The organism is Sphingobacterium deserti (genome assembly GCF_000757725.1).
Taxonomy (GTDB): Bacteria; Bacteroidota; Bacteroidia; order Sphingobacteriales; family Sphingobacteriaceae; genus Sphingobacterium; species Sphingobacterium deserti.
On record NZ_JJMU01000061.1, the window covers coordinates 18,476 to 41,265 of the forward strand.

Here is a 22,790-nt window from a genome sequence, read left to right on the forward strand (position 1 = left end):
TTTTACGAATGGTATTAGAGAAAAATCTGTTGTTCAGATTCTGTAACGCGCCAGTCTTCTACTTCTGGGGTGAAGTTATTACCTTCGCTACCGATCTGTATTCTTGCTCCAGATGTTGCTGCTATTCCACCCTCCATTTGGATAATATCCACGTCTATCGCGGGCGGAACATACTCCAATTTGATTTTGGACGCATTTTCCGCAGTGGTTTTGCTGTGTGTGTCTTGGTGATAATCCCTCGTGCTTTTCATTTCCATCATACTTGTGCTTTACGCGTTTTTATTAATCTATAATGAGCCTATTTTAAGCTTTTAAATAACTTGTGCTACGCAATCTGATTATGTATTATCAGTATGCTTCATATTTTCTGCAACAAAAATCCAATTTTTATTTGGTTAAAAAATAGATTTTGTTTTCTTTGAAAATAATTGTAGATGGTTGTTTACAGTGGTTGTTTTTCATATTAAGAATACTAAAACGGTTATGCAGCTTCGATTGGTATCCATTATTTCAAATATTAAGGTAGTTATATTCTTATAGGTAATAATTGTTGTAATTTACCGAGGTCCTGCTTTATCATTGAGTATTTTGGTGTATAAATGCTAAACTTGAAGGTTTGTAAATAGGGTTATAGAATTGTATTAGTGCGCCTATGACAGGTTTGTCACCGCGGTATTATTCGTAGCAAAAATATTACTCCATTTTCTAATGAAAGTAAAAACGCAAAAAGTCTATCAGTCAGGTCTTAAAATCTGTCTAACATGCCTAATAAACCAGTAAGTCCACCAGTATGCAAAATGAGAATTTTAGATCCGGAAGGGATTTGATCTTTCGCCAGTAAGTCGTGTAGCGCAAAAACAAGCTTTCCAGTGTAGGTTGGTTCGAGCAATACTCCGGTTTGCTGCGTGAAGTCTTTAACGAAGCTTATAAGAGAGGGGGTGGTTTTGGCATAGCCACCACAGTGATAAGCGGTATGGAGCTGCAGATTCTCTTGTCCGTTCGGTAGTAATTTCGCTATTTCTTCGCCGATAAAGGAGCCGCCTTTTAAAACAGGGACAGCGTGCACGATGCTGGTCAATCGGTTTTTGTTGATCCCGTGGAGAAGTCCGGCTGCTGTTGTACCAGTCCCACAGGCGCAAAATATATGCTCGTAATATTCGTTTAGTTCGTCGATGACCTCGCTGCATCCCATCATGCCATGCGGACCGTATCCCCCTTCATCAATAAAATAAGCATTGCTGTCCTTCGCGAAGTACTCCTCAAAAAGCGTTTCCTTTTCTTTATAGCGTTGCCGGTCCGTAAATTTTAGCTGCATGCCAAATAGCTTGCACAATTTTAACACGGGGTTGTCAACTTCTTCGCCTCGCACGAAGGCGAATGTTTTAAAGCCAAACTTAGCGCCTGCACAAGCGGTAGCAAGGAGGTGATTAGACCAGGCACCACCGAATGTAACTAATAGGGTTCGGTCTTGCTGTATGGCCTGGTTAAGGGTATATTTCAGTTTTCGCCATTTGTTTCCTGATATATATGGATGTATTAGATCGTCGCGTTTGACGAAAACACGCACATTCTTTTCGGTATATAAAGGAAGCCTGATTTCTTCTACCGGGCTATGTACATCAAATCTTAACATATTACGCTGCCAAAGTTAGTAGATTTTAAAGGATTTCGATACTTTTGCGTGATGGCAGAAGAATTGGATTTTCAGGATCAGGAAGAACAGGAACTTTTTGAACATTTACGTATCGAGGCGGATAAAGGTCAGGCCCAGCTTCGGTTGGATAAATTTCTGATGAACAGGGTGGAAAACACATCCAGGAACCGTATTCAAAATGCTATAGCTGCGGACTCCGTGTTGGTTAACGGTAAGATTGTCAAAGCCAGCTACAAGGTGAAACCGCTCGACGTGGTCACCGTGGTATTGCCCGATCCACCGCGCGATACGGAAGTGTACCCAGAAAATATCCCCTTATCAATCTTGTATGAGGATGTCGATGTGCTGCTGGTGAATAAGGAAGCCGGCATGGTTGTGCATCCGGGCTATAATAATTACACCGGTACGCTGGTGAACGCGTTAACATACCACTTAAACCAATTGCCTACGATGCCGGGAAACACCGGGCGCCCGGGCTTGGTACATCGCATTGATAAAGATACATCCGGTCTATTGGTCATCGCTAAGAATGAATGGGCAATGACATTCTTGGCTAAGCAATTTTTCGAGCACTCCATTCAGCGGAAATATGTAGCACTGGTATGGGGGGATATAGTCGAAGATGGTACCGTAAAGGGTTACATCGGACGTCATTTGAAAGACCGCCGCGTAATGGATATGTATGATAGCGAAGAAAAAGGAAAATGGTCGGTTACACATTACCATGTACTGGAGCGCCTGGGCTACGTCACGCTGATAGAATGCGAGCTGGAAACTGGGCGTACGCACCAAATACGCACGCATATGAAGTCGATTGGGCATCCCATTTTTTCTGATGAGCTCTACGGCGGTAGTAAGATATTAAAGGGCACAGTTTTTAATAAATATAAGCAGTTTGTAAACAACTGTTTTGCGATCTTGCCGCGGCAGGCTCTACATGCCCGATCATTGGGTTTCATACATCCGCAAACAAAAGAAATGGTAAACTTTGAAGTGCCATTACCAGATGATTTTCAGCAAGCGCTGGATAAATGGCGATCCTATGCCACAAATATGGATGAGCAAGCTTAACTCCTATTAAATTTATGTCAGTACATTATATCAATTTCGACGGTCAGATCATTCCAGAAAGTCAGCCTATAGCTGGCGCTGATAGTAGGGCACTGCGCTACGGCGATGGACTTTTCGAAACTATGCTGTGGAAAGACGGCGATATCCGTTTCCTGGATCTGCATGCCGACCGCTTGCAGCGCGCTATGCAAACTATACAACTGGAGGAAGCATCTAAGTTTGACGTCTTCTTTATACGTTCAAAAACGGAAGAGCTGATCCGTAAAAATAACATGCTCGGACAGCAGGCACGCGTACGGTTGATCGTGTATCGTGCTGGTGGCGGGCTCTACGCCCCGGAAACAAATCGTCCCGTCTATTGCCTGCAGGTATCGCGTATACAAACGTCCTTAAGGGATAAAAAATTAGGCTTGATTGTGGATTTGTATACCGAATTTAAAAAGCCATTTAGCGATCTCTCGCATCTTAAATCAAACAATGCGTTGGTTTATGTATTGGCAGGTCTTTACAAGAAGAAATTCGCTTATGACGAAGTGTTTTTGCTGAATCAGGAAGGTTTTCTTTGCGAGGGGCTTAGCTCCAATATCTTTGTGTATTACGAGAAAGTGCTTTACACACCCGCTTTAACGGAAGGTTGTGTAGCAGGTATTATGCGTAAAGTAGTGATGGACATGGCGGAGCATGAAAATATTCCCGTGGTGGAAGCGCAGATAAGTTCGGAGATCATGAAGCAGGCCGATGAAATTTTCTGCACCAATGCTACACAGGGTGTGCAGTGGGTAATGGGATACAAGCAAAAGCGTTATTTCAATAAGATATCAAGGATATTGCAAGATAAGTTGCAAAGTTGGTCTTATGAAGAGGAATAATTTTTTTGTAAAATAAAGATTTTTTGGCATGAGTAGTACTTGTAGTCAGTTTGTCTCATGAACAATCCTTCCGACGGATGCCGCGGCCACTTTTGTAGGCCAAAAGTAGCAAAAGCCCGTCGCTTGAAACCTTTGCAGGGAAGGTTTGTGCAATTCGAAGTAAAAAGTAAAAAGTAAAAGAATTTTATATACCGGACCAATTATACATACTAAGTACTAAAATCTAAATACTCACCGATCACATCTCACTACCCACTACTCAATACTGAAGATTGCCGCGTCGTCGTGCCTCCTCCTTGCATTTGAAAGTAAAAATTAAAAATTAAAATAATTTTATATACAGTACCAATTCTACCATACTAAGTACTAAAATCTAAATACTCTCTGTTCAGGTCTCACTACGCAATACTCACTACGCAATACGCGTCATTGCCGCGCCGTCGTACCTCCGGTTCGCATTTGAAATTAAAAATTAAAAATTAAAAATTAAAATAATTTTATATACAGTACCAATTCTACCATACTAAGTACTAAAATCTAAATACCCCAGATCACATCTCATTACGCACTACGCATTACGCGAATTTGCCGCGTCGTCGTGCCTCCTCCTCGCATTTGAAAGTAAAAAGTAAAAATTAAAAATTAAAAAGTCAAAACTAAAAGAATTTTATATGCGGTACCAATTCTACATACTAAGTACTAAAATCTAAATACTCCCTGTTCAGGTCTCACTACGCAATACTCACTACGCATTACGCACTACTCACTCCCCCTTACTTCCTCCGATTTCTCTGTACCAACAGGTAACTGATGTAGAGCAAGATCAGCCAGATGGGGATCAGCTCTACAGAGATTTTCAGTCCGGTAAACCACATCATAATAAGCACGCCGGAAAGAAAAAGTAAACAAATATAGTTGCTGAGCGGATAGAAAAGCGTAGGAAACAGCGAGCGCTCCTTTCTTTCGCCGAGCTTCCGTTTAAAAAAGATATGTGTAAGCGAAATCATAATCCAGTTGATCACTAAGGAAGAAACAACTAGACTCATTAAAACTTCCAACGCTTTTTCGGGCATAATCTTGTTGATAACAATGCAGATCGCTACCAAACCTGCGGAAACCAAAATAGCATTGATAGGGGAGTAGTTTTTGTTGAGTTTGGTGAGGAACCGCGGAGCATTGCCTTGTTCGGCGAGGCCAAATAACATCCGAGAATTGCTGTACACGCAGCTGTTGTACACAGACAGTGCCGCTGTCAGAACAATGAGGTTCAATGCATTTGCGATGATGTTTGTAAAGAAATACGTCGATCCAAACAGCTCAAATTGCATACCTTTTAGACTCGCAAATACTTCGACAAATGGGCTTGTTTCCGGCGTGATATTCCGCCAAGGCATTAAGGAAAATAAAATGATTAAGGAACCAATATAGAATATCAATATCCGCCACAGCACCTGGTTTGTTGCCTTTGGAATGTTCTTCTCCGGGTTCTCCGCCTCTGCGGCAGTTATACCCACCAATTCCAAGCCTCCAAATGAAAACATAATCATGACAAGCGCTGCCAGCAATCCCTGATAGGATCCATTTTCTGCCGTGCTTAGCCAACCTTTCGGAAAGAAGCCTCCATCGTTCGTCAGGTTATTCACACTAGCCTGCTCACCTGCATTACCGCTGATGAGAAGGTATATGCCGAAGATGATCATGGCGATAATGGCGACCACCTTGATAATGGAAAACCAAAACTCGGTTTCGCCATACACTTTCACAGAAGCAAGGTTCAGCGCATTGATCGCGAAAAAGAAAAATAAACTTGAAACCCAAAGAGGTACCTCGGGCCACCAAAACTGTACGTAATGGCCGATCGCCGTTAATTCGGCCATGCTCACCAGCAGATACAAAACCCAATAGTTCCACCCGGAGGCGTAGCCGGCAAATGATCCCCAATATTTATTTGCGAAAAAGCTGAAGCTGCCCGATACGGGCTCCTGCACGACCATTTCGCCGAGTTGGCGCATGATAAAAAAAGCGATGATTCCTGCTATTGCATAGCCAAGGATTACAGAGGGGCCGGCAAGCACGGCTGCCTGTCCAATACCAAGAAACAGGCCGGTTCCTATTGCACCACCCAGTGCAATCAGTTGTATATGTCTATTGCTGAGGCCCCGCTTTAATTTTTTGTTGTCTGTTGAATTCGTTTCCAAGATCTATATTCGTGTAGTGTATGAATAGGGATGGGTTGTATGTTATGATTAATAGTCGTATTGCCCCTCCTTTGTTCAGCGCGTTCCGGCGTCGAAAGTGAGCCCACCAACCTATTCAGGCCGTAAATATAGCAAAAGTATCAGATTAACTACCTCCTGATCCCGATTCGCTCATGGAGCAGCCGCAACCCTTGGCACAGCCGCCCTTTTTCTTTTTAGCCGGCATAAAGCGTTTCACCATGTAAATTAGGGCCACAATAAATACAACGGCTATAATACTATATTGAATGATTAAATCCATACCTTTCTATTTCATTAGTTGATAAACCACAAACGCGATAAGATAAGCTACACCAGTCATCATCAACGTTTGGATAACTGTCCATTTCCAAGAGCCCGTCTCGCGTTTCATAATGGCGATCGTGCTCATGCACTGCATCGCAAAAGCGTAAAACAGCAATAGCGAAACACCTGATGCTAAATTATAAGCAGGTTTACCCGTGTTTCGATTGATCTCCGACTTCATTTTGCCTAGCAAAGTATCCTTCTGTTGATCATCTTCGATATCGACATCTTCACCAAGACTGTATACGGTCGCCATGGTGCCCACAAATACTTCGCGCGCAGCGAAAGACGATATCAAGCCTATTCCCATCTTCCAATCGTAACCCAATGGTGTCACGACCGGCTCGATTCCCATACCTAGGTAACCAAGAAAGGAGTGTTCTAGTTTGAATGATGCGATTTCTTCACCAAGTTCCTCTTCCGCTACGCCAGGATTAGCTTCCGTAACGTAACGTTCCGCTTCGCTAAACCGATCACCTGGGCCAAAACTTCCCAATACCCATAGAATCACAGCCATGGCCAAGATAATTTTTCCCGCGCCAAAAACGAAGCCCGATGTTTTATCCCACACATTGGTGGCAACGTTCCGCCAGTCTGGAGTCTTGTAAGACGGAAGCTCGAATATCAAGAACGATTTGTGGTTGCTCTTGACAATTTTGTTAAGTACCCAAGCCGATATCAGTGCCGCTACAACACCAAGAATATACAATAAGTTCAATACCAAACCTTGAAGACCAAAACCTAAAAAGGTATCATCAGGAATCACCAGCGCGATAAGTACAACATATATAGGAAGGCGAGCGGCGCAAGTCATAAAGGGTGTCACCAACATGGTGATGAGCCTCTCCTTGCTATTTTCAATATTCCTGGCTGCCATGATAGCGGGAACCGCACAGCCCACGCCCGACATCAGTGGAATAACGGATTTTCCATTCAATCCATAAGGGCGTAACCATCTGTCCATCAGGAAAACTACACGGCTCATATAACCTGTTTCTTCCATTAAAGAAACCAAAAGAAACAAAATAGCAATCTGGGGTACGAAGATTACAATTCCACCGATACCCGCTAAAATCCCTTGCGTAATCAAATCTGATATTGGCCCGGCAGGCAGCGTTGATGCTGTAAAATCAACAAATGCGGCAAAGTTCTCGTCGATCCAATCCATAATTGGGGCTGACAGGGTAAACACCAATTGGAAGATCAGGAAAAGCAAAGCAAAGAATATCACATATCCCCAAACAGGATGGAGCAATGCTTTGTCGATGCTATTCGTATTGCTTACATGTTTGTTTTCCTTTGCAAACACGATGCTTTCCAAGTCCGCCGCAACCGTTGCGTTGCGTTTTATAGATTCAGACTTTTGCAGTTCGGCACCGGTAATATGGTGTTTTTTCCGGATTTCTATCAATCGTTGCCGTTGTTCATGAGAAATAAACGAGATGTGATCCTGCGCGAGAAATTGCCAGCTTTGATACTCCGTTTGCAATGGGAAGATCTTTTTAGTCTCGGCCAAGGCCTCGTCGTATTTCGGTTCCGTCGCAAAACGACTGAAATAGTGCCCCGGGCGTTCATCAAAAGATTGGATAAGCGCTTGAATGCCTTTGCCGTTTCGCGCATCCGTGGTAAGTACTTTTGTGCCTAAATACGCTTCCAACTGTTGGTAATCGATCTCTAGCCCTTTGCTTTTCACTTCGTCAATCATATTAATAACGAAGATGGCCGGAACGCCGATTTCACGTGCTTGTTGATACAACACGATGGATCGTTTAATATTATTTGGTTCCGCGACCACGACGACCAGGTCTGGGTAAGCTTGATTTTGTTTATCAGCCAAGGAATTGAATACAATTTCCTCATCCAATGAGGTAGGGAATAAGGTATAGGTACCAGGTAAGTCGATTACCGAATAGGTTTTTCCGTTCGCTTTCACCGTACCTTCGCGTTTTTCGACGGTAATACCCGGATAATTGCCTACGTGCTGGTGTAATTTTGTTATGCGGTTGAATAAAGAGGTCTTTCCCACATTTGGGTTTCCCAAAAGGGCAATGATCGTTTTTTTCATGGGATTATTTTTCAACTAAAATGTGTACGGCTTCAGATTTACGGATAGCAATTAAATTATTGGTGCTGAGTAGATGTAGCCCGATAGGGCCGTTAAATGGTGCTTTATGCATAACTTCTACCATACAGCCAGGGAGTAGGCCCATTTCGAAAAATTTCGAAGGTAACTCCGTTGAATTTAAATCACTTATCTTCGCCACATCGCCCACTTTTAAACCGTCAAGACTGAAACTTTTTTGCATTTCCTATGTTAAAATAATAATATAATTTATATTCGTATTCGAAAATATTTCGCTGTGCGACCAAAGATAACTAATTTAGATTTATTCTAGGGAATTTTAGTTGTCACACTTTTGTATTACTAACTTACATGAATGAAGATCGAGAAAGAACTTAAAGTGAAAAAATTCACCAACGATTGGCAACGCGCCACTGTGAATGTTTTATTTACAGCGAGTTGGCTTACACTTATATTAGAGAAGCGTGCAGCGAAGCGAATGATTACCCTACAGCAATTCAACGCGCTACGCATACTCCGGGGTCAATATCCGGCTCCCACAACGAATAACTTAATCCGTTCTCGTATGATCAGCAATACGCCTGATATCTCGCGGTTGGTAGATAGGATTGTGACCAAGGGCTTGGCATCTCGTGCTAAAAACAAGGATGACAAGCGCGCAGTGGATCTTTTTATCACACAGAAAGGGTTGGATCTGCTTGACGAGATTGAGGAAGACATGATGTTGACCGACCTATTGCCAGAACATATATCAGAACGTGATGCCGTAAAGTTGAGCGCACTTTTAGACGCGCTTCGCGGCGATAGCAACGACGAGGATTAATGCTTGTGTCCTTCGTGATCATGATCATGGCCGTGGTTATGATCATGATGTTCGTGTAGCTCGTGGCCAGCCCCGTGGCTGTGGTCGTGCCCCTCAAATAGAAAGTTTGCCAATGATACCAACACACCGATGATTACGGCTATCATTTTCTTTCTATTGAATTTATGGTGATCTGCCGATCCGGACTCGAAAAGAATGGTCGTCGATATGTGCAGAAATATACCAATAACGATGGCCATAATTTTATCGAAGTATTTCGAGATACTTCCTATCTCGCCCTCACTTATTCCCTTGCTGGTCACAAAACCCAGCGGTGTCATCACAGCGAAAAGCAGGATAAAGAAGCCAATCTTTGTTTTCGACAGCCGTGTACTTAGCAGCAAGCTTCCTAGCGCAAAAGCTGCAGGGATGTGATGAATCGCTATGCCAAAAACCAATTCCGACTGGTGCCCCGCCGCCAAAGGCATGCCTTCTAAGAACGCATGCAGACAAAGGCTTACCATGATGCCTACGGGGAAAATATTATGTTCATGATGATGAATGTGTCCATGTTCAATACCTTGCGAAAATTGCTCTAGCAGCAGCTGAAAAAGAAACCCACCTAAAACATATAAACCGATAATTTCAGGACGCGTACTATTCGTCATGTAAACGTGGGGGATAAGGTGTAATACCGTGATACTAAATAGATAGGCACCACTGAAAGAAAGTACAAGTTTCAATAGATTGGTGTTATCTCTCTTTACAAAAAAGACAGCAAGGCCGCTTACGAAAGCAGAGATAAATAAGATACTGATTATTAAGATGGAACTCATGTAGATACTGTTGTTTCTTGAAGTTGGTTCGTTTTGAAGAAGTCCGGGAAAAATCTTCGGAACAGGTATCCTACGCCTATCCCTATTAAAATTCCCAATACTGCCCCGCATATGATATCGACGGGATAGTGTACACCGACGTATATCTGTGAAAAGCTAATGAGGGAAGCCCAAGTGATGCCAAGCCATAGCGTATGTTTCCAGCGTCTTCGGAATAGCGCAATCCAGAAAAAAGCCATCGCAAAATGGTTTGTTGCATGGGAGGAGGTGAAACTGAATCCAGAACCACAACGAACCCGTATGTTAACTTCGTTTTTGAAGACCAGATCGTTGCAGGGGCGGATTCGTTTCACATTCTTTTTGATAATATGAGACGATACAGCATCAGACACACCGAAATTCGCTAGCGTAAATGCTACGATTAGGATGCCCATCTTGCCATAGTGCTTAATAAAGAAAATGATCAAAAATAAGTAAAGGGGCGCCCATGTGTATGGATTGCGTAAAATAGGGAGTAGCCAATCAAAAAAAGGATTGCTTAATCCTTGGTTGATGGCCAGAAATACTTCTTGGTCAAAATGAATGAGTTGATTCAACATATTTTCCGGTGCTATTTAAAATACCCCCAAAAGTAATTAATAAATATATACATTGCCGTGTTTTAACAAAACGACACAATGTTGCAACAAAAGTATGCTTTTCCGTGCAAATGTGAAACTTTTATGTGATAATTTGTGATATAAAGCTATTTTTACCATTCAAACATTTGAATATGACACTTATTAAATCGATATCTGGTATTCGTGGTACAATAGGCGGAAGGCAAGGAGAAGCGCTGACACCAATTGACGTTGTTAAATTTACTGCTGCATTCGGAAAGATTCTATTGCGAAATACGGGCAATAAAAAAATTGTGATCGGGAGGGATGCGCGTCTATCAGGCGATATGGTGAGCAACCTGGTCGTTGGTACATTACAGAGTATCGGGGCTGATGTTGTTAATCTAGGTCTGTCAACCACACCTACGGTGGAGATTGCTGTGCCGATGGAAGGCGCAGCTGGAGGAATTATTTTGACAGCCTCTCATAATCCCGGACAGTGGAACGCTCTTAAACTACTTAATAGCAAAGGGGAGTTCATCAATGATGCAGAAGGTAAAGAGGTGCTGGCGCTCGGCGAGCAGCTCGATTTTGATTTTGCAGAGGTAGGCGATTTGGGTGAAGAAACTAAGGACGAAAGTTACTTGCAAAAGCACATTGATGCCGTTCTTGCCTTGCCATTGGTGGATGTGGAGGCTATTCGCCATGCAAACTTTAAAATCGCTGTTGATGCCGTCAACAGTACTGGCGGTATTTTTATTCCGGAGCTACTGGACGCCCTAGGCGTGAAAACAGTATATAAGATCCACTGTGAACCTAACGGCCATTTTCCGCACAACCCCGAGCCACTAAAAGAACATTTGACAGACCTTTCTACAGCTGTGCTAGAAAACCATGCCGATTTAGGAATAGCCGTTGATCCAGATGTAGATCGCCTAGTATTTATGATGGAAGACGGTGAGCTATTCGGCGAAGAGTATACGTTAGTAGCGGTTGCGGATTATATTCTAGGAAAAACGAAGGGAAACACAGTTTCAAATTTAAGCTCCACACGCGCTTTACGTGATGTCACGGAAAAGCATGGTGGTGAATATTTTGCCGCTGCAGTTGGAGAAGTGAATGTCGTGACGAAAATGAAAGAAGTGGCAGCTGTAATCGGTGGGGAAGGTAACGGTGGCGTGATCTACCCCGATTCTCACTATGGCCGCGACGCACTTGTGGGTGTTGCCCTTTTTCTAAGCCATCTGGCAAAATTAGGAAAGAAAGCATCTGTGTATCGTGCAGCGTTACCGCAGTACTACATGTCTAAAAATAAGATTACATTGACTCCATCTTTAGACATCGATAACCTACTGTTGAAAATGGAGGAGAAATATAAGCACGAGAGATATACCAATATTGACGGCTTAAAAATCGATTTCGAGAAGGAGTGGGTACATTTACGAAAATCAAATACAGAGCCTATCATTCGGATCTATTCAGAGGGACCAACTCCAGAGGCTGCAGAGGCTATAGCGCAACGGATAATTAGCGAAATAGAAGCAATAATAGCATAAAAAAAACGGCGTCAGCCGTTTTTTTTATATCAATTCCATTTCCAAGCTAGGATGCGAATGCGCTTATTGCCTTGTGCCATTGGAATAATTTCCAGTTTAGGCACTTTATGATACTCCAGAATGGCGATCAACGGTTTCAAATTGTCCTTATCCGATACGAGTGTCGTAATCCAACCAAGCTGATCCTTAAATTCCATACTTTCGTAAATCATACTACGGATAAATTGTTTTTCGCCACCTTCGCACCATAATTCATTTGGATGCCCGCCGAAATTCTGCACGGGTAATTTCTCTGCATCTTTGTGAAGGTTGTTAAATTTCTTCGTGCTTTTTTGCCAGTTGTCTTCTCGCGATTTAAAAAATGGCGGGTTGCACATCACCGCGTTAAAACGGTCGCTTTTTTCCACTACACCTTTAAAAATATTCCCTTTATCTTCTTGTAGACGTAACGTAACGTCTCGCTTCAGACCAGCATTTAATTTCAGCGTTGCCTGCGCATGGTTTAGCACCCCAGCTTCGATGTCAGTGCCAACGAATGACCACTGGTAGGATCGTTGACCTAAAATAGGGTAGATGCACGATGAACCTGTACCGATGTCCAAAATCTTTACACCGACACCTTTCGGAATGTCACCCGCATGATCTTTTGCCAACAAATCAGCCAAATGATGAATATAATCAACCCGGCCGGGGATGGGCGGACAAAGGCTATTTCGCAATATTGACCACTGATCAATCTGATAATATTTCATGAGCAGGGATTTGTTCAATTCAAATACAGCCTCAGGTGATGAAAAATTGATGGACTCCTTCCCGGCCACAGTTGTAATAACATGCGCCTTTAATGCAGGGTTTTTCGCTGTCAATTTTTTTATATCGTATCCCGAAGCGTGTAAATTGCGCGGGTGCATATTCGTTTGTTGTGTTGGTCCTGCCATGAACTTTTTGTTTGCGAGCAAAGGTACATAAATATTGCTGGCTTTGCGGAAACTGGTTATATTTACTGCTTGAATATGATCGACTCATCTTATTGATTAATCAATGATTGAATCCAACGTTTTACTGGTTATGTTGCTGTTTTTCTTCATGGCCATGCTTTTTGTTCTCAGCCAAAGGTTGAAGATATCTTATCCCATATTGCTTGTTGTCGGTGGTCTGTTGATTTCGCTGATACCCGGCGCACCGCGGATAAGTCTGGATCCTAACATTATATTCTTGGTGTTTCTACCGCCTTTGCTTTTTGAAGCGGCTTGGTACACTTCGTGGGATAATTTTCGGAAGTGGCGCCGATCAATTTTTATTATGGGATTTGGTCTGGTCTTCGTTACCTCGCTGGCCGTAGCCTATTTTTCGGTGGCCATTATTCCTTCCTTCACACTAGCATTCGGCTTCTTGTTGGGCGGGATAATTTCTCCGCCGGATGCCGTGGCGGCGACCTCCGTCTTAAAAGGGGTCAGTATCCCGAAGCGTGGGGTGACAATCTTGGAAGGCGAGAGCCTAGTTAATGACGCGGCCTCGCTGACCGTTTTTCGGTTTGCGCTCGGCGCGATCGTTTCCGGCACTTTCGTGCTGCAAGAAGCGGCGACCGACTTTCTGATTTTAGCGGTGATGGGCGTTATCGTAGGGTTAGTGATCGGGCATATCCTGTACATCTTCTTGCGTTACGTAGCGAAGTCGTCAAGTATCACTACACCTATTACGCTGATCGCTCCATACATCATGTATATCGTTGCCGAGCATTTCGAATGGTCCGGCGTATTGGCGGTAGTGAGTGGCGGTCTGTTTCTTTCCTATCGTGCAAAAGATTATATGAACCACCATACGCGTATACAAACGAAGGAAGTATGGGCTACAGTAGGTTTTTTGCTCAACGGATTTGTTTTTATCTTAATAGGCTTGGAGTTACCTATCATCGTTAGCGGCTTGGAAGACTATTCTATCGAAGAAAGTATCTATTATGCCTTATTGATTAGTGTCATTGTTATTGTGCTGCGGGTGCTGATGGTTTATCTATCGGCCTTTGTTCCGCGCATGCTGTCTAAGCGTATTCGTCAGCGGGAGGTGAGTCCCGGGTGGAAACTTCCATTAGTTGTTGGTTGGGCAGGTATGCGTGGTGTGGTGTCGCTTGCATCCGCCTTAGCGATACCCTTAACGTTAGATAACGGTGCTGCTTTCCCACACCGTAACATCATCTTATTCATTACCTTCATCGTAATTCTCACAACATTGGTTTTTCAAGGATTGACATTGCCATTGCTTATACGTTGGGTAAACTTGGAGGATGTGGATCAGGAAATTCCAGAAAAAGTGCAAATCGAAACAATTAGGCTTGCTCTTGCTAAACAAGCCATTGCACATTTGGACAACAGATATAGCGAAGAAATGAAAAAATATGAAACCATAGCCCGCGTGAAGGAGCAATATCAGCGAAGTATACGCGCTACGGAAGATGCGCTTGATGATGAATCGAAAATACTGTTGAGTGGTGTTCGTGCTCTGTATAAACAGGTCGCTTTAGATTTAATACAGGTACGCAGACAAGGTCTGGAAGCCTTCCGAAAAGACAAAGAGTTTGATAGTGAAGTTATCCGACAGATGGAACACCACCTCGACTTGGAAGAATCCCGATTGATACAAGGCTAATGGCAGATTTTGATATTAAAGAATTTCTAGACGGGAAAGTGAACGCCTTTAATAGGCCGGCTTTCATCCAAAATGATCCGATATGCATACCCCATTCGTTTACCAATCAGCAGGACATAGAAATTATGGGTTTTTTTGCCGCGATATTGGCTTGGGGACAGCGCAAAACGATAATCAATAAATGTGATGAATTGATCCAGCGTTTTGATGGCGCGCCCGCACAATTTATTCGCGAACACAGTGATGCTGATCTCAAAAACTTGTTGGGCTTCAAACACCGCACGTTCAACGATACAGATCTGCTCTATTTCGTTGCCTTCCTGCGGATGCATTACCATAAATTTGATTCGTTGGAAGATGCGTTTCTTATTGGCAGTCAGTATGGTGAAGATTTTAACATCGAGCGCAGCCTAAATGAATTTAAGGCGTACTTCTTTTCGCTGCCCGATCACCCCATCCGCACAAAAAAACACATCAGTTCACCGCTGCAAAAGTCTAGCTGCAAACGTCTAAATATGTTTCTACGTTGGATGGTGCGTACAGATGATTGTGGCGTGGATTTTGGCATTTGGAAGCGTATTTCTCCAAGCGACTTAATTTGCCCTTGTGATGTGCATGTCGAGCGTGTAGCTCGCAGGTTCGGGTTGATCACGGCTGATAAGATCAACTGGAAAACAGCGTTGGAGCTTACCGCGAGTTTGAAAACTTTTGATTCCATTGATCCTGTAAAATATGACTTTGCGCTTTTTGGGATAGGCGTAGAGGGAGAGGTGTAAGAAGCGCGAACACGGGCTCGCGCTATATTTATTGATTTGCTATTTTAACAAGCAAATCTACCATTCTATTGGAATAGCCAAATTCATTGTCGTACCAGCCTACTACTTTCACGAGGCCGCCTACGATGGAGGTTAGCTGTGCATCAAAAACGCAGGAGTAGGGGTTATTGATAATGTCTACCGATACAATTGGATCTTCCGTATAGTACAATATGTTTTGCAAACTGCCGACAGCCGCTTCCTTGAATTTTTGGTTTATCTTCTCCACAGTTGTTTTCTCGCGCAAAGTACAGGTAAAGTCTGTTAACGATCCATTCAGGACTGGTACGCGGATACCTGCGCCGCCTAATTTACCCTCCAAATGAGGAAAGACATTGGTTATCGCCTTTGCGGCACCCGTGCTGGTGGGGATAATGGATGATGATGCCGCCCTGGCGCGACGCAAGTCGCGATGCGGCGCATCGTGCAAATTTTGGTCGCCTGTCATGGAGTGCACCGTGGTAATATAGCCATCATTGATGCCCCAATTTTCGTCAAGAATCTTAACCAATGGCGCCACGTTATTGGTGGTACAGGAAGCATTGGAAAAAAGAACTGTCTGCCAATCGAAGTCATGATCGTTGATGCCGAGCACCACGGTCGGTACATCTCTGTCTGGCGAGGGCGCCGATATAATAGTCTGGCGAGCGCCAGCCTGTAAGTGCAGCGCTGCTTGATCGCGACGCGTAAAGAAGCCGGTGGATTCGATCACGACATCTATTTCCAACGCTTTCCAAGGGAGCAGGGCCGGGTTTTTCTCGGTAAATACCTTTATGGCTGTACCATCCACAAAAATATGCTGCTCATCAGCGCTTACCTCATGCGTAAATGGCCCGTGGACAGAATCGTATTTCAACAGATGAGCTAATGTAGCGGTGTCTGTCAAATCATTGATGGCTACAATTTCAATATCGTGCTGCAGCCATCTCCTGTAGATATTACGTAAGGTATTACGACCTATTCTTCCAAATCCGTTTATGGCTACCCTCATTATTTCGTAAATTCAGCAAGCACGTAGCCGATTTCTTTTTCGCCATCCCAGCTATTTTTTAGCTTACCATCAGCCCCGTAGACATAGTTTGCTGGGAATTGTTCAGGGACATGAAACTTTTGGATAAACTCTTGATTCCGGTCATATAAAACCTCTACATTGGGCTTATCAACCAATTCTTTCCCAAAGGTTTCGAGGAAAGAGGCCATAAGCGCCGGATCGTTCATCGATATAAAGTATAGATTGACGTCTTTGATTTTCGCGTAATTCTTTGCAAGCAGTCCAGTTTCATGTTGGCAATGCCCACAACTTGGGTCAAATAAGATAAATGCAGTGTTCTTACCAGCAGGAATATCAGCTTTGGAGAACCCTATTCCTGACTTCACTTTGTAGAATTTGAAGTCTGGAATGCTGGATGCAGCTTCTTTCGCCATTGGGGGGGCAGGAGCTTGCTGAGCGGCGGCTTGCGATGCAGTCGCAGGATGCTCATTTTCTTGCATCCGTTGTTGCGTCGTTTGCTCCTGTGTTTTGTTGCTGTCGCCCGATTGGCAAGCAGTCATACATATCACGGTACCTAATGCTAGGCTGCTGAAAAAGTACTTCATTTGTTGTTTTTTTTATGATACCCAAAACTAGGAAAATTTGCTACAAGGAGCGGCATAAAAGTGCATGAAATGATGATAAAATGAAACCAGCATGATTTTTACTATCCGTCGCTTTAGCCGTAATAACGACACCAACACGCCTTACTTAAAACCACATTAAACGAACAAAGGCCTCCGATTACTCAGAAGCCTTTGCTCATTTATGTTTTTGTTTGTTACGGCGTAATAACTTTTGCCGCCGGAATTTTTTCGTCAGTGATATGTTTTCCTTTTCCTAAATCGTAAACTGCAGGTGCAGCTAAAATAATGGAGGAATAAGTACCAACAACAATACCGATTAGGATCGCGAAAGAGAAACCGCGGATAACCTCGCCACCGAAAATAAATAACACCACCAATACGAAGATAATCGTTAAGGAAGTGATAATAGTACGGCTTAAAGTCGTGTTTATTGCATGGTTTATTACGTCTCCAAAGTTTTTACTATGGGCTCCTGGTTTTGCTAGGTCTTCACGAATACGGTCAAATACAACCACGGTATCATTCACAGAGTAACCCAATACCGTCAGAATAGCAGCAACAAAATGCTGGTCGATATCTAACGAGAATGGCACGATACCATCTAGTAGGGAGAATAGGCCCAATAAGATAACGCCATCATGAATCGTTGCTACAGCAGCACCGGCAGAGTATTGCCATTTTTGGAAACGTACCAAAATATAACCTGCAATAATCAGAATAGAAAAGATTGCCGACCATACTGCACGGTCTTTGATATCGGTAGCAATACTAGGTCCTACTTTTTGTGAAGATAGGATCTCATGTTTGCTGCCTGATATTTTCGACAAACCTTCGTTAAGTTTTGAGAGTACTTCTCTATCTGCTTCGTCGCTAGTTTCTTCAATATGGTAGGTCGTTGTTACGCGCACCTGATTCTCGCTGCCGAAAGTTTTTACTTCCGTTGTAGACGCAAATGTTTCGTCCAGATTTTTCCGAACTTCTTCAAGATTTACTGGCTGGTCATAGCGTACAGTGTATGTACGTCCACCTTTAAAATCAACACCCAATGAGAATCCTTTTGTTAATATAGATCCAAGGCTAATGACAACCGCAATAATAGAAACTACGTAGAATATTTTCCTCTTTTTGATAAACTGGAAATTTGCGTTTTGAAGCGTTTTCGCTGACCAAGGGTAAGATACTGATATCTTCATGTCTTTTTTCAACATATATTCGAAGATCAAACGAGAGATGAAGATCGAAGTGAACAAAGAAGTGATAATACCGATCATTAACGTTGTGGCAAAACCTAAGATTGGTCCGCTACCGAAGAAGAATAATACTAAACCAACCAGGAACGTTGTGATCTGCGAATCCAAGATAGATGGCATGGCGTGCTTATATCCATCCGCAATAGCTTGACGAATGCTTTTCCCGGATCTTAGCTCTTCCCGGATACGCTCATAGATAAGTACGTTTGCATCAACGGCAGTTCCCATTGTTAACACGATACCTGCTATACCCGGCAAGGTGAGCACGGCATTTAACGATGCTAAAATCCCCATTAAGAAGAACACGTTAAACAATACCGCAATATTTGCAGCAATACCTGCACGGTTGTAGTAGGCGATCATAAAGATCATCACGACAACAATACCGATAACGGCCGAATTCACACCCGCGTCGATAGCTGCCTGACCTAGGGAAGGACCCACGATAGCTTCTTCAACGATTTTTGCTGTGGCCGGCAAACGACCAGCCTTTAATACGTTGGCTAAATCTTTGGTGTCTTCGATCGTGAAGCTTCCAGAGATTTGTGAGCTACCATTAGGAATTTCTTCGTTTACCGAAGGTGCAGAGTAGACAACGCCGTCCAACACGATAGCAATGGCTTCTCTGTTTTGCGCAGCTTGTGCCGTAACCTTACGCCATTGACGCGCTCCCTCTGTATTCATTTGCATGGATACAACAGGTCTGTTTTGCTGATCGAAGTTGTCTGTCGCATCTGTGATCACGTCACCGCTCATCACTGCACCACTTTCAACGCCTGTTGTCTTTATAGCATATAAGGATAGGAAGTTCGGTGTTTTAGGCTCCGGCTTAACTGCCCAAAGTAACTTCAGGTTTCCAGGAATTGTTGCTTTTACCTCTGGTCTGCTTAAGTATGCATTTACGCGAGCAGTATCTTTCAAGTTGGCAATACCAACCATTGGTCCTGGCATCAAACTAGGTTGACCGTTTTCGCCGGTGTAAGTTGCAGGATTTAAAATAGCGAATAAAGGATTGCTAGCTGCTAAGTCTGGAGATATTCCGGTTGAATCGGTGCTATCCTTTTTTCCAGCACCTAAATTAGCCAGTAGGTTATCATCGCTACCTGTCGTGTCAGCAGCCGCTTTAGTCGAATCAGCTGTTGCCGCAGGTTTTGCTGCAGGCGTAGTTGTTTTGATGGTTGAAGCAAGGATGCCATTGATGTTTTCCAACAATGGGTATACTTGGAAGTTATCATGCGTAGAGAAAAATTCCAACTTAGCCGATCCTTGAAGGAGCTTACGCACACGAGCCTCATCATTAACCCCAGGGAGCTCAATTAAAATACGGTTTGTTCCTTGTTGAATCTGGATGTTTGGTGACGCTACTCCGAATTTGTCAATACGGGTGCGCAAAACTTTATATGAATTCTGGATGGCGTTTTCTGATTCTCTATTTAAGAACGTACGAACTTCGTTATCCGAACTATTAGATTTTATTAACGCAGAATTATCCTTTGTTGCGAAAAAGTTTGCAAGGGGAATGGAAGCACCTGTCGCTTTATACTCCTCCACAAAAAGTTCGACAACACTTTTGTTTACAGACTTGCTTTTTTCTACGGCAGTTTCTAATGCTGTATTGAATTTCTCATCCTTAGGATTATTTGCGAGGTTCAAGATAAGTTCGTCCAAGGATATCTCCATGGTAACGTTCATACCGCCTTTCAGGTCTAGTCCAAGCGCAAGCTCGTGTGCCTTAGCCTCTCTGTAGGTGAACTTTGCAAGTCCTAAATTATAAATTTCTTCACCTGCCATGGAGTCTAAATACGCTTTTTCTTTGGCCATATCGCCTTTCGCGTAGTCAGCAGCATCGCGTTCTACTTTCCGTGTAACAAATGTGAATGATAAGGAATAGAGGCATGCTATTGACACCACTATTACCAAAAATTTAATCAGCCCTTTACTCTGCATTGTCTGTAATCCTGTATTGTTTGATATAGTTTTATATTACTCTTTTTAATCTACGATTTAGCTTAATAATACTTAGCCAAGATTCGCAAAGGTATAAAAATTTTGTATAAAGAATACATTATCGGGGAGATATGCAAACAAAAATCAAATTTGGGTGTAGGTCGGTTCAAAAGTTTTGTTTTTAGGCCTTTTTGTCCCTTTTAAAATGAAGCTGGGCGACCTGATTAGGATCGCCCAGCATGGCAATTCGTAAATGTTTTGCCTATTTAAGTGTGAATTTGAATCCCAATGTAAAGCGTGCTGGCTCAAAGTTTGAGTTGTGGGTTAAATTCCACCACGGTTTCCAATCAAAGTGAAATCCGATAGGAGCGGTAGGGATTTTATATTCCAAACCCACTGCTGGTCTAATGGCAACGTATGTTTCGTTATCACCACCGTACCAACCGCGACCATCAACAAAGCTTAATTGCGGACCTACACCCACATACCAGCCTAAGCCATTTGTTCCTGCTATTTGTTGGTTGTAGGAATAATCTACACCTAATGTGATGACGTCATCGCCAAATAAGACCTGCGCGTTACCCGCGTTAGCGCCACCAAACGAATGCTTGATTTGTGGACCCACTAGTGTCGGGCCATCACCCACATCGATAGCCAAGCCAATTGCTGTTTTATACGGTGTTTGTGCGTTGACCTCGGTTGTGCCAAGCGCCAATAATGCGGCAGATAGTAATGGTAAAAATACTTTTTTCATGGTTGTTTGTATCTATAATTTCATAGGAGATCGATTTTCGATCCCGATATTTCGCTGTATTTGCAAATAGTTTGCCAAACATAGCCTGATGTTAAAAAAATGTGAATTTTCTCCCATTTTAATCTGAATGTCATGCTTTGCGAAAAAGATATTATTTTTTGATAATTTCGTAGAAAATCGTAATTTTGCCTTGCAAATAGAAACTCCAAAGATATTTGCCATATGCAGTTAGATCCACAAAAATTTGTAGCGGAAGGTTTAACATACGACGACGTTCTGCTTATCCCAGCTTATTCAGAAATTTTACCTCGCGATGTTGACACAAGTACACGTCTTACTCGAAATTTAAAGCTAAACATTCCGTTAGTATCAGCGGCGATGGATACGGTGACAGGTGCTGAACTTGCAATTGCTATTGCACAGGCAGGGGGGATTGGCATGCTGCATAAAAACATGTCCATCGAAGAGCAAGCTGCTGAAGTTCGCCGCGTAAAACGCTCTGAAAGCGGCATGATTCAAGATCCAGTGACATTGCTGGAGGGATCTACCGTTGGAGATGCTTTCAAAATCATGAAAGACCACAAAATTGGCGGTATCCCAATTGTGAACGAGGCCGGCAAGTTAGTCGGTATTGTCACGAATCGCGACCTTCGCTTTCAAAAAGATATGGCAAAGCCAATCAATGAGTTGATGACGAAGACCAACCTTGTTGTGGCACCTGAAGGTACAGACCTTATTCAAGCTGAGGAAATCTTGCAAAACGAGAAAATAGAGAAACTACCTGTTGTTGATGCAGAAGGGAATCTGAAAGGCTTGATTACCTTTAAAGATATTCAAAAATATAAACATTATCCCAATGCTGCGAAGGACACACACGGACGCTTATTAGTAGGCGCTGCTGTAGGCGTTACCGGCGATACCATCGAACGTGTTTCGGCGTTAGTAAAAGCAGGTGTTGATGTGGTGACGATTGATACCGCGCACGGTCACTCCAAAGGCGTTGTCGATAAGCTTAAAGAGGTGAAAAGTAAATTCCCGGAATTACAGGTCATCGTTGGTAACATCGCTACAGGTGCAGCTGCAAAGGCGCTGGCAGATGCAGGTGCAGACGCTGTAAAAGTGGGGATTGGTCCAGGCTCTATATGTACAACGCGTATCATTGCCGGCGTTGGTGTACCGCAGTTGTATGCCGTATATGAGGTGGCTAAAGCCTTGAAAGGAACCGGTGTGCCGCTTATTGCTGATGGTGGTATTAAACAGACAGGGGATATAGCAAAGGCTATTGCTGCTGGTGCAGACACGATTATGGCAGGGTCATTGTTTGCTGGTGTCGAAGAGGCTCCCGGAGAAACAATTATTTACGAGGGTCGTAAATTTAAATCATATCGTGGAATGGGGTCCTTGGAAGCGATGGAAAAGGGATCCAAAGATCGTTACTTCCAAGATGTAGAGGATGATATCAAAAAACTGGTTCCAGAAGGTATTGTAGGTCGCGTTCCGTATAAAGGTACACTTGCAGAGGTTGTTTACCAATATATTGGTGGCTTACGCGCATCGATGGGTTATTGCGGTGCTGCGAATATTGAACAGTTGAAGGAAGCGCAGTTTGTACGGATCACGGGTGCAGGACTTCGTGAATCGCATCCACACAATATCTCCATTACGAAAGAGGCGCCAAACTATAACAGCAGAGGTTAGTCGTTGTTAAAAATCAATTTACCTTTGGTGGTTCTGAATTTTATTATTAAATT

General features: G+C 43.2%; 20 protein-coding genes. 7 read left to right on the plus strand and 13 right to left on the minus strand.

Features of this window, described 5'->3' with window-relative positions; translation table 11 throughout:
- Positions 1 to 14: 14 nt before the first annotated feature.
- Together DI53_RS15555 and DI53_RS15560 are read right to left on the minus strand one after the other, a co-directional pair.
- On the minus strand, positions 15 to 260 hold the full coding sequence (locus tag DI53_RS15555) for a hypothetical protein (RefSeq protein WP_037501764.1): 246 nt from the start codon (positions 258 to 260) through the stop codon (positions 15 to 17).
- A 485-nt stretch (positions 261 to 745) separates the two neighbouring features.
- A complete protein-coding gene (locus tag DI53_RS15560; RefSeq protein ID WP_037501767.1) occupies positions 746 to 1,633 on the minus strand; it encodes a 1-aminocyclopropane-1-carboxylate deaminase/D-cysteine desulfhydrase in 888 nt (295 codons plus the stop codon).
- Positions 1,634 to 1,684: 51 nt separating this feature from the next.
- Here DI53_RS15560 and DI53_RS15565 point away from each other — a divergent pair, with 51 nt between their 5' ends.
- Together DI53_RS15565 and DI53_RS15570 are read left to right on the plus strand one after the other, a co-directional pair.
- Positions 1,685 to 2,725, plus strand: coding sequence for an RluA family pseudouridine synthase (locus tag DI53_RS15565; protein ID WP_037501769.1), 1,041 nt, complete (start codon positions 1,685 to 1,687; stop codon positions 2,723 to 2,725).
- 14 nt (positions 2,726 to 2,739) lie between these two features.
- On the plus strand, positions 2,740 to 3,594 hold the full coding sequence (locus DI53_RS15570; RefSeq protein WP_037501772.1) for an aminotransferase class IV: 855 nt from the start codon (positions 2,740 to 2,742) through the stop codon (positions 3,592 to 3,594).
- A 773-nt stretch (positions 3,595 to 4,367) separates the two neighbouring features.
- On the opposite strand, the gene DI53_RS15575 is transcribed toward DI53_RS15570, so the two are convergent.
- From DI53_RS15575 to DI53_RS15585, 4 genes are all read right to left on the minus strand, one after another.
- Entirely contained in the window at positions 4,368 to 5,792 is a 1,425-nt protein-coding gene (locus DI53_RS15575) for an amino acid permease (protein ID WP_037501775.1), read from the minus strand.
- A 145-nt stretch (positions 5,793 to 5,937) separates the two neighbouring features.
- Positions 5,938 to 6,093, minus strand: a complete 156-nt coding sequence (locus DI53_RS20105) for a FeoB-associated Cys-rich membrane protein (protein WP_117624902.1) — start codon at positions 6,091 to 6,093, stop codon at positions 5,938 to 5,940.
- Between the two features lie 6 nt (positions 6,094 to 6,099).
- Positions 6,100 to 8,202, minus strand: a complete 2,103-nt coding sequence (gene feoB, locus DI53_RS15580; RefSeq protein WP_037502010.1) for a ferrous iron transport protein B — start codon at positions 8,200 to 8,202, stop codon at positions 6,100 to 6,102.
- A gap of 4 nt (positions 8,203 to 8,206) precedes the next feature.
- Positions 8,207 to 8,443: a FeoA family protein gene (locus DI53_RS15585; RefSeq protein WP_037501778.1), complete on the minus strand. Its 237-nt coding sequence runs from the start codon at positions 8,441 to 8,443 to the stop codon at positions 8,207 to 8,209.
- A 132-nt stretch (positions 8,444 to 8,575) separates the two neighbouring features.
- Between DI53_RS15585 and DI53_RS15590 the strand changes: the two genes are divergently transcribed.
- The gene (locus DI53_RS15590; protein WP_037501779.1) at positions 8,576 to 9,043 is read left to right on the plus strand and encodes a MarR family winged helix-turn-helix transcriptional regulator; all 468 of its coding nucleotides are present in this window, start codon (positions 8,576 to 8,578) and stop codon (positions 9,041 to 9,043) included.
- Here DI53_RS15590 and DI53_RS15595 read toward each other — a convergent pair.
- Together DI53_RS15595 and DI53_RS15600 are read right to left on the minus strand one after the other, a co-directional pair.
- Positions 9,040 to 9,858 (minus strand): ZIP family metal transporter, encoded by an 819-nt coding sequence (locus DI53_RS15595; protein ID WP_052072465.1) that lies wholly within the window; start codon positions 9,856 to 9,858, stop codon positions 9,040 to 9,042. The genes DI53_RS15590 and DI53_RS15595 overlap by 4 nt on opposite strands.
- Positions 9,855 to 10,457, minus strand: a complete 603-nt coding sequence (locus DI53_RS15600) for a phosphatase PAP2 family protein (protein ID WP_037501781.1) — start codon at positions 10,455 to 10,457, stop codon at positions 9,855 to 9,857. Before DI53_RS15600 ends, DI53_RS15595 begins: the two co-directional genes overlap by 4 nt.
- A gap of 173 nt (positions 10,458 to 10,630) precedes the next feature.
- Here DI53_RS15600 and glmM point away from each other — a divergent pair, with 173 nt between their 5' ends.
- Positions 10,631 to 12,013, plus strand: coding sequence for a phosphoglucosamine mutase (gene glmM, locus DI53_RS15605; RefSeq protein ID WP_037501784.1), 1,383 nt, complete (start codon positions 10,631 to 10,633; stop codon positions 12,011 to 12,013).
- Between the two features lie 29 nt (positions 12,014 to 12,042).
- Here glmM and rlmF read toward each other — a convergent pair whose 3' ends face one another.
- On the minus strand, positions 12,043 to 12,951 hold the full coding sequence (gene rlmF / locus DI53_RS15610) for a 23S rRNA (adenine(1618)-N(6))-methyltransferase RlmF (protein WP_037501787.1): 909 nt from the start codon (positions 12,949 to 12,951) through the stop codon (positions 12,043 to 12,045).
- 103 nt (positions 12,952 to 13,054) lie between these two features.
- On the opposite strand from rlmF, the gene DI53_RS15615 reads away from it, so the two are divergent.
- The gene (locus tag DI53_RS15615) at positions 13,055 to 14,656 is read left to right on the plus strand and encodes a Na+/H+ antiporter (protein WP_037501789.1); all 1,602 of its coding nucleotides are present in this window, start codon (positions 13,055 to 13,057) and stop codon (positions 14,654 to 14,656) included.
- Positions 14,656 to 15,432: a TIGR02757 family protein gene (locus DI53_RS15620; RefSeq protein WP_037501792.1), complete on the plus strand. Its 777-nt coding sequence runs from the start codon at positions 14,656 to 14,658 to the stop codon at positions 15,430 to 15,432. Before DI53_RS15615 ends, DI53_RS15620 begins: the two co-directional genes overlap by 1 nt.
- Before the next feature lie 28 nt (positions 15,433 to 15,460).
- Here DI53_RS15620 and gap read toward each other — a convergent pair whose 3' ends face one another.
- From gap to DI53_RS15640, 4 genes are all read right to left on the minus strand, one after another.
- Positions 15,461 to 16,462, minus strand: coding sequence for a type I glyceraldehyde-3-phosphate dehydrogenase (gene gap, locus DI53_RS15625; RefSeq protein WP_193790653.1), 1,002 nt, complete (start codon positions 16,460 to 16,462; stop codon positions 15,461 to 15,463).
- Positions 16,462 to 17,067 carry a peroxiredoxin family protein gene (locus DI53_RS15630; RefSeq protein ID WP_081939480.1) on the minus strand — a complete coding sequence of 202 codons (606 nt, stop codon included), beginning with the start codon at positions 17,065 to 17,067 and terminating at the stop codon, positions 16,462 to 16,464. Before DI53_RS15630 ends, gap begins: the two co-directional genes overlap by 1 nt.
- Positions 17,068 to 17,282: 215 nt before the next feature.
- Positions 17,283 to 20,285, minus strand: coding sequence for a protein translocase subunit SecDF (gene secDF, locus DI53_RS15635; RefSeq protein WP_037501797.1), 3,003 nt, complete (start codon positions 20,283 to 20,285; stop codon positions 17,283 to 17,285).
- Positions 20,286 to 20,547: 262 nt separating this feature from the next.
- On the minus strand, positions 20,548 to 21,039 hold the full coding sequence (locus DI53_RS15640; protein WP_037501800.1) for a hypothetical protein: 492 nt from the start codon (positions 21,037 to 21,039) through the stop codon (positions 20,548 to 20,550).
- A gap of 222 nt (positions 21,040 to 21,261) precedes the next feature.
- Here DI53_RS15640 and guaB point away from each other — a divergent pair, with 222 nt between their 5' ends.
- Positions 21,262 to 22,737: an IMP dehydrogenase gene (gene guaB / locus DI53_RS15650; protein WP_037501805.1), complete on the plus strand. Its 1,476-nt coding sequence runs from the start codon at positions 21,262 to 21,264 to the stop codon at positions 22,735 to 22,737.
- Positions 22,738 to 22,790 lie beyond the last annotated feature (53 nt).

Bases quoted from the DNA above. Each gene is read 5' to 3' on its own strand.
- DI53_RS15555 (WP_037501764.1), bottom strand. From the start codon at position 260: ATGATGGAAATGAAAAGCACGAGGGATTATCACCAAGACACACACAGC.
- DI53_RS15560 (WP_037501767.1), bottom strand. From the start codon at position 1,633: ATGTTAAGATTTGATGTACATAGCCCGGTAGAAGAAATCAGGCTTCCT.
- DI53_RS15565 (WP_037501769.1), top strand. From the start codon at position 1,685: ATGGCAGAAGAATTGGATTTTCAGGATCAGGAAGAACAGGAACTTTTT.
- DI53_RS15570 (WP_037501772.1), top strand. From the start codon at position 2,740: ATGTCAGTACATTATATCAATTTCGACGGTCAGATCATTCCAGAAAGT.
- DI53_RS20105 (WP_117624902.1), bottom strand. From the start codon at position 6,093: ATGGATTTAATCATTCAATATAGTATTATAGCCGTTGTATTTATTGTG.
- feoB (WP_037502010.1), bottom strand. From the start codon at position 8,202: ATGAAAAAAACGATCATTGCCCTTTTGGGAAACCCAAATGTGGGAAAG.
- DI53_RS15585 (WP_037501778.1), bottom strand. From the start codon at position 8,443: ATGCAAAAAAGTTTCAGTCTTGACGGTTTAAAAGTGGGCGATGTGGCG.
- DI53_RS15590 (WP_037501779.1), top strand. From the start codon at position 8,576: ATGAAGATCGAGAAAGAACTTAAAGTGAAAAAATTCACCAACGATTGG.
- DI53_RS15595 (WP_052072465.1), bottom strand. From the start codon at position 9,858: ATGAGTTCCATCTTAATAATCAGTATCTTATTTATCTCTGCTTTCGTA.
- DI53_RS15600 (WP_037501781.1), bottom strand. From the start codon at position 10,457: ATGTTGAATCAACTCATTCATTTTGACCAAGAAGTATTTCTGGCCATC.
- glmM (WP_037501784.1), top strand. From the start codon at position 10,631: ATGACACTTATTAAATCGATATCTGGTATTCGTGGTACAATAGGCGGA.
- rlmF (WP_037501787.1), bottom strand. From the start codon at position 12,951: ATGGCAGGACCAACACAACAAACGAATATGCACCCGCGCAATTTACAC.
- DI53_RS15615 (WP_037501789.1), top strand. From the start codon at position 13,055: ATGATTGAATCCAACGTTTTACTGGTTATGTTGCTGTTTTTCTTCATG.
- DI53_RS15620 (WP_037501792.1), top strand. From the start codon at position 14,656: ATGGCAGATTTTGATATTAAAGAATTTCTAGACGGGAAAGTGAACGCC.
- gap (WP_193790653.1), bottom strand. From the start codon at position 16,462: ATGAGGGTAGCCATAAACGGATTTGGAAGAATAGGTCGTAATACCTTA.
- DI53_RS15630 (WP_081939480.1), bottom strand. From the start codon at position 17,067: ATGAAGTACTTTTTCAGCAGCCTAGCATTAGGTACCGTGATATGTATG.
- secDF (WP_037501797.1), bottom strand. From the start codon at position 20,285: ATGCAGAGTAAAGGGCTGATTAAATTTTTGGTAATAGTGGTGTCAATA.
- DI53_RS15640 (WP_037501800.1), bottom strand. From the start codon at position 21,039: ATGAAAAAAGTATTTTTACCATTACTATCTGCCGCATTATTGGCGCTT.
- guaB (WP_037501805.1), top strand. From the start codon at position 21,262: ATGCAGTTAGATCCACAAAAATTTGTAGCGGAAGGTTTAACATACGAC.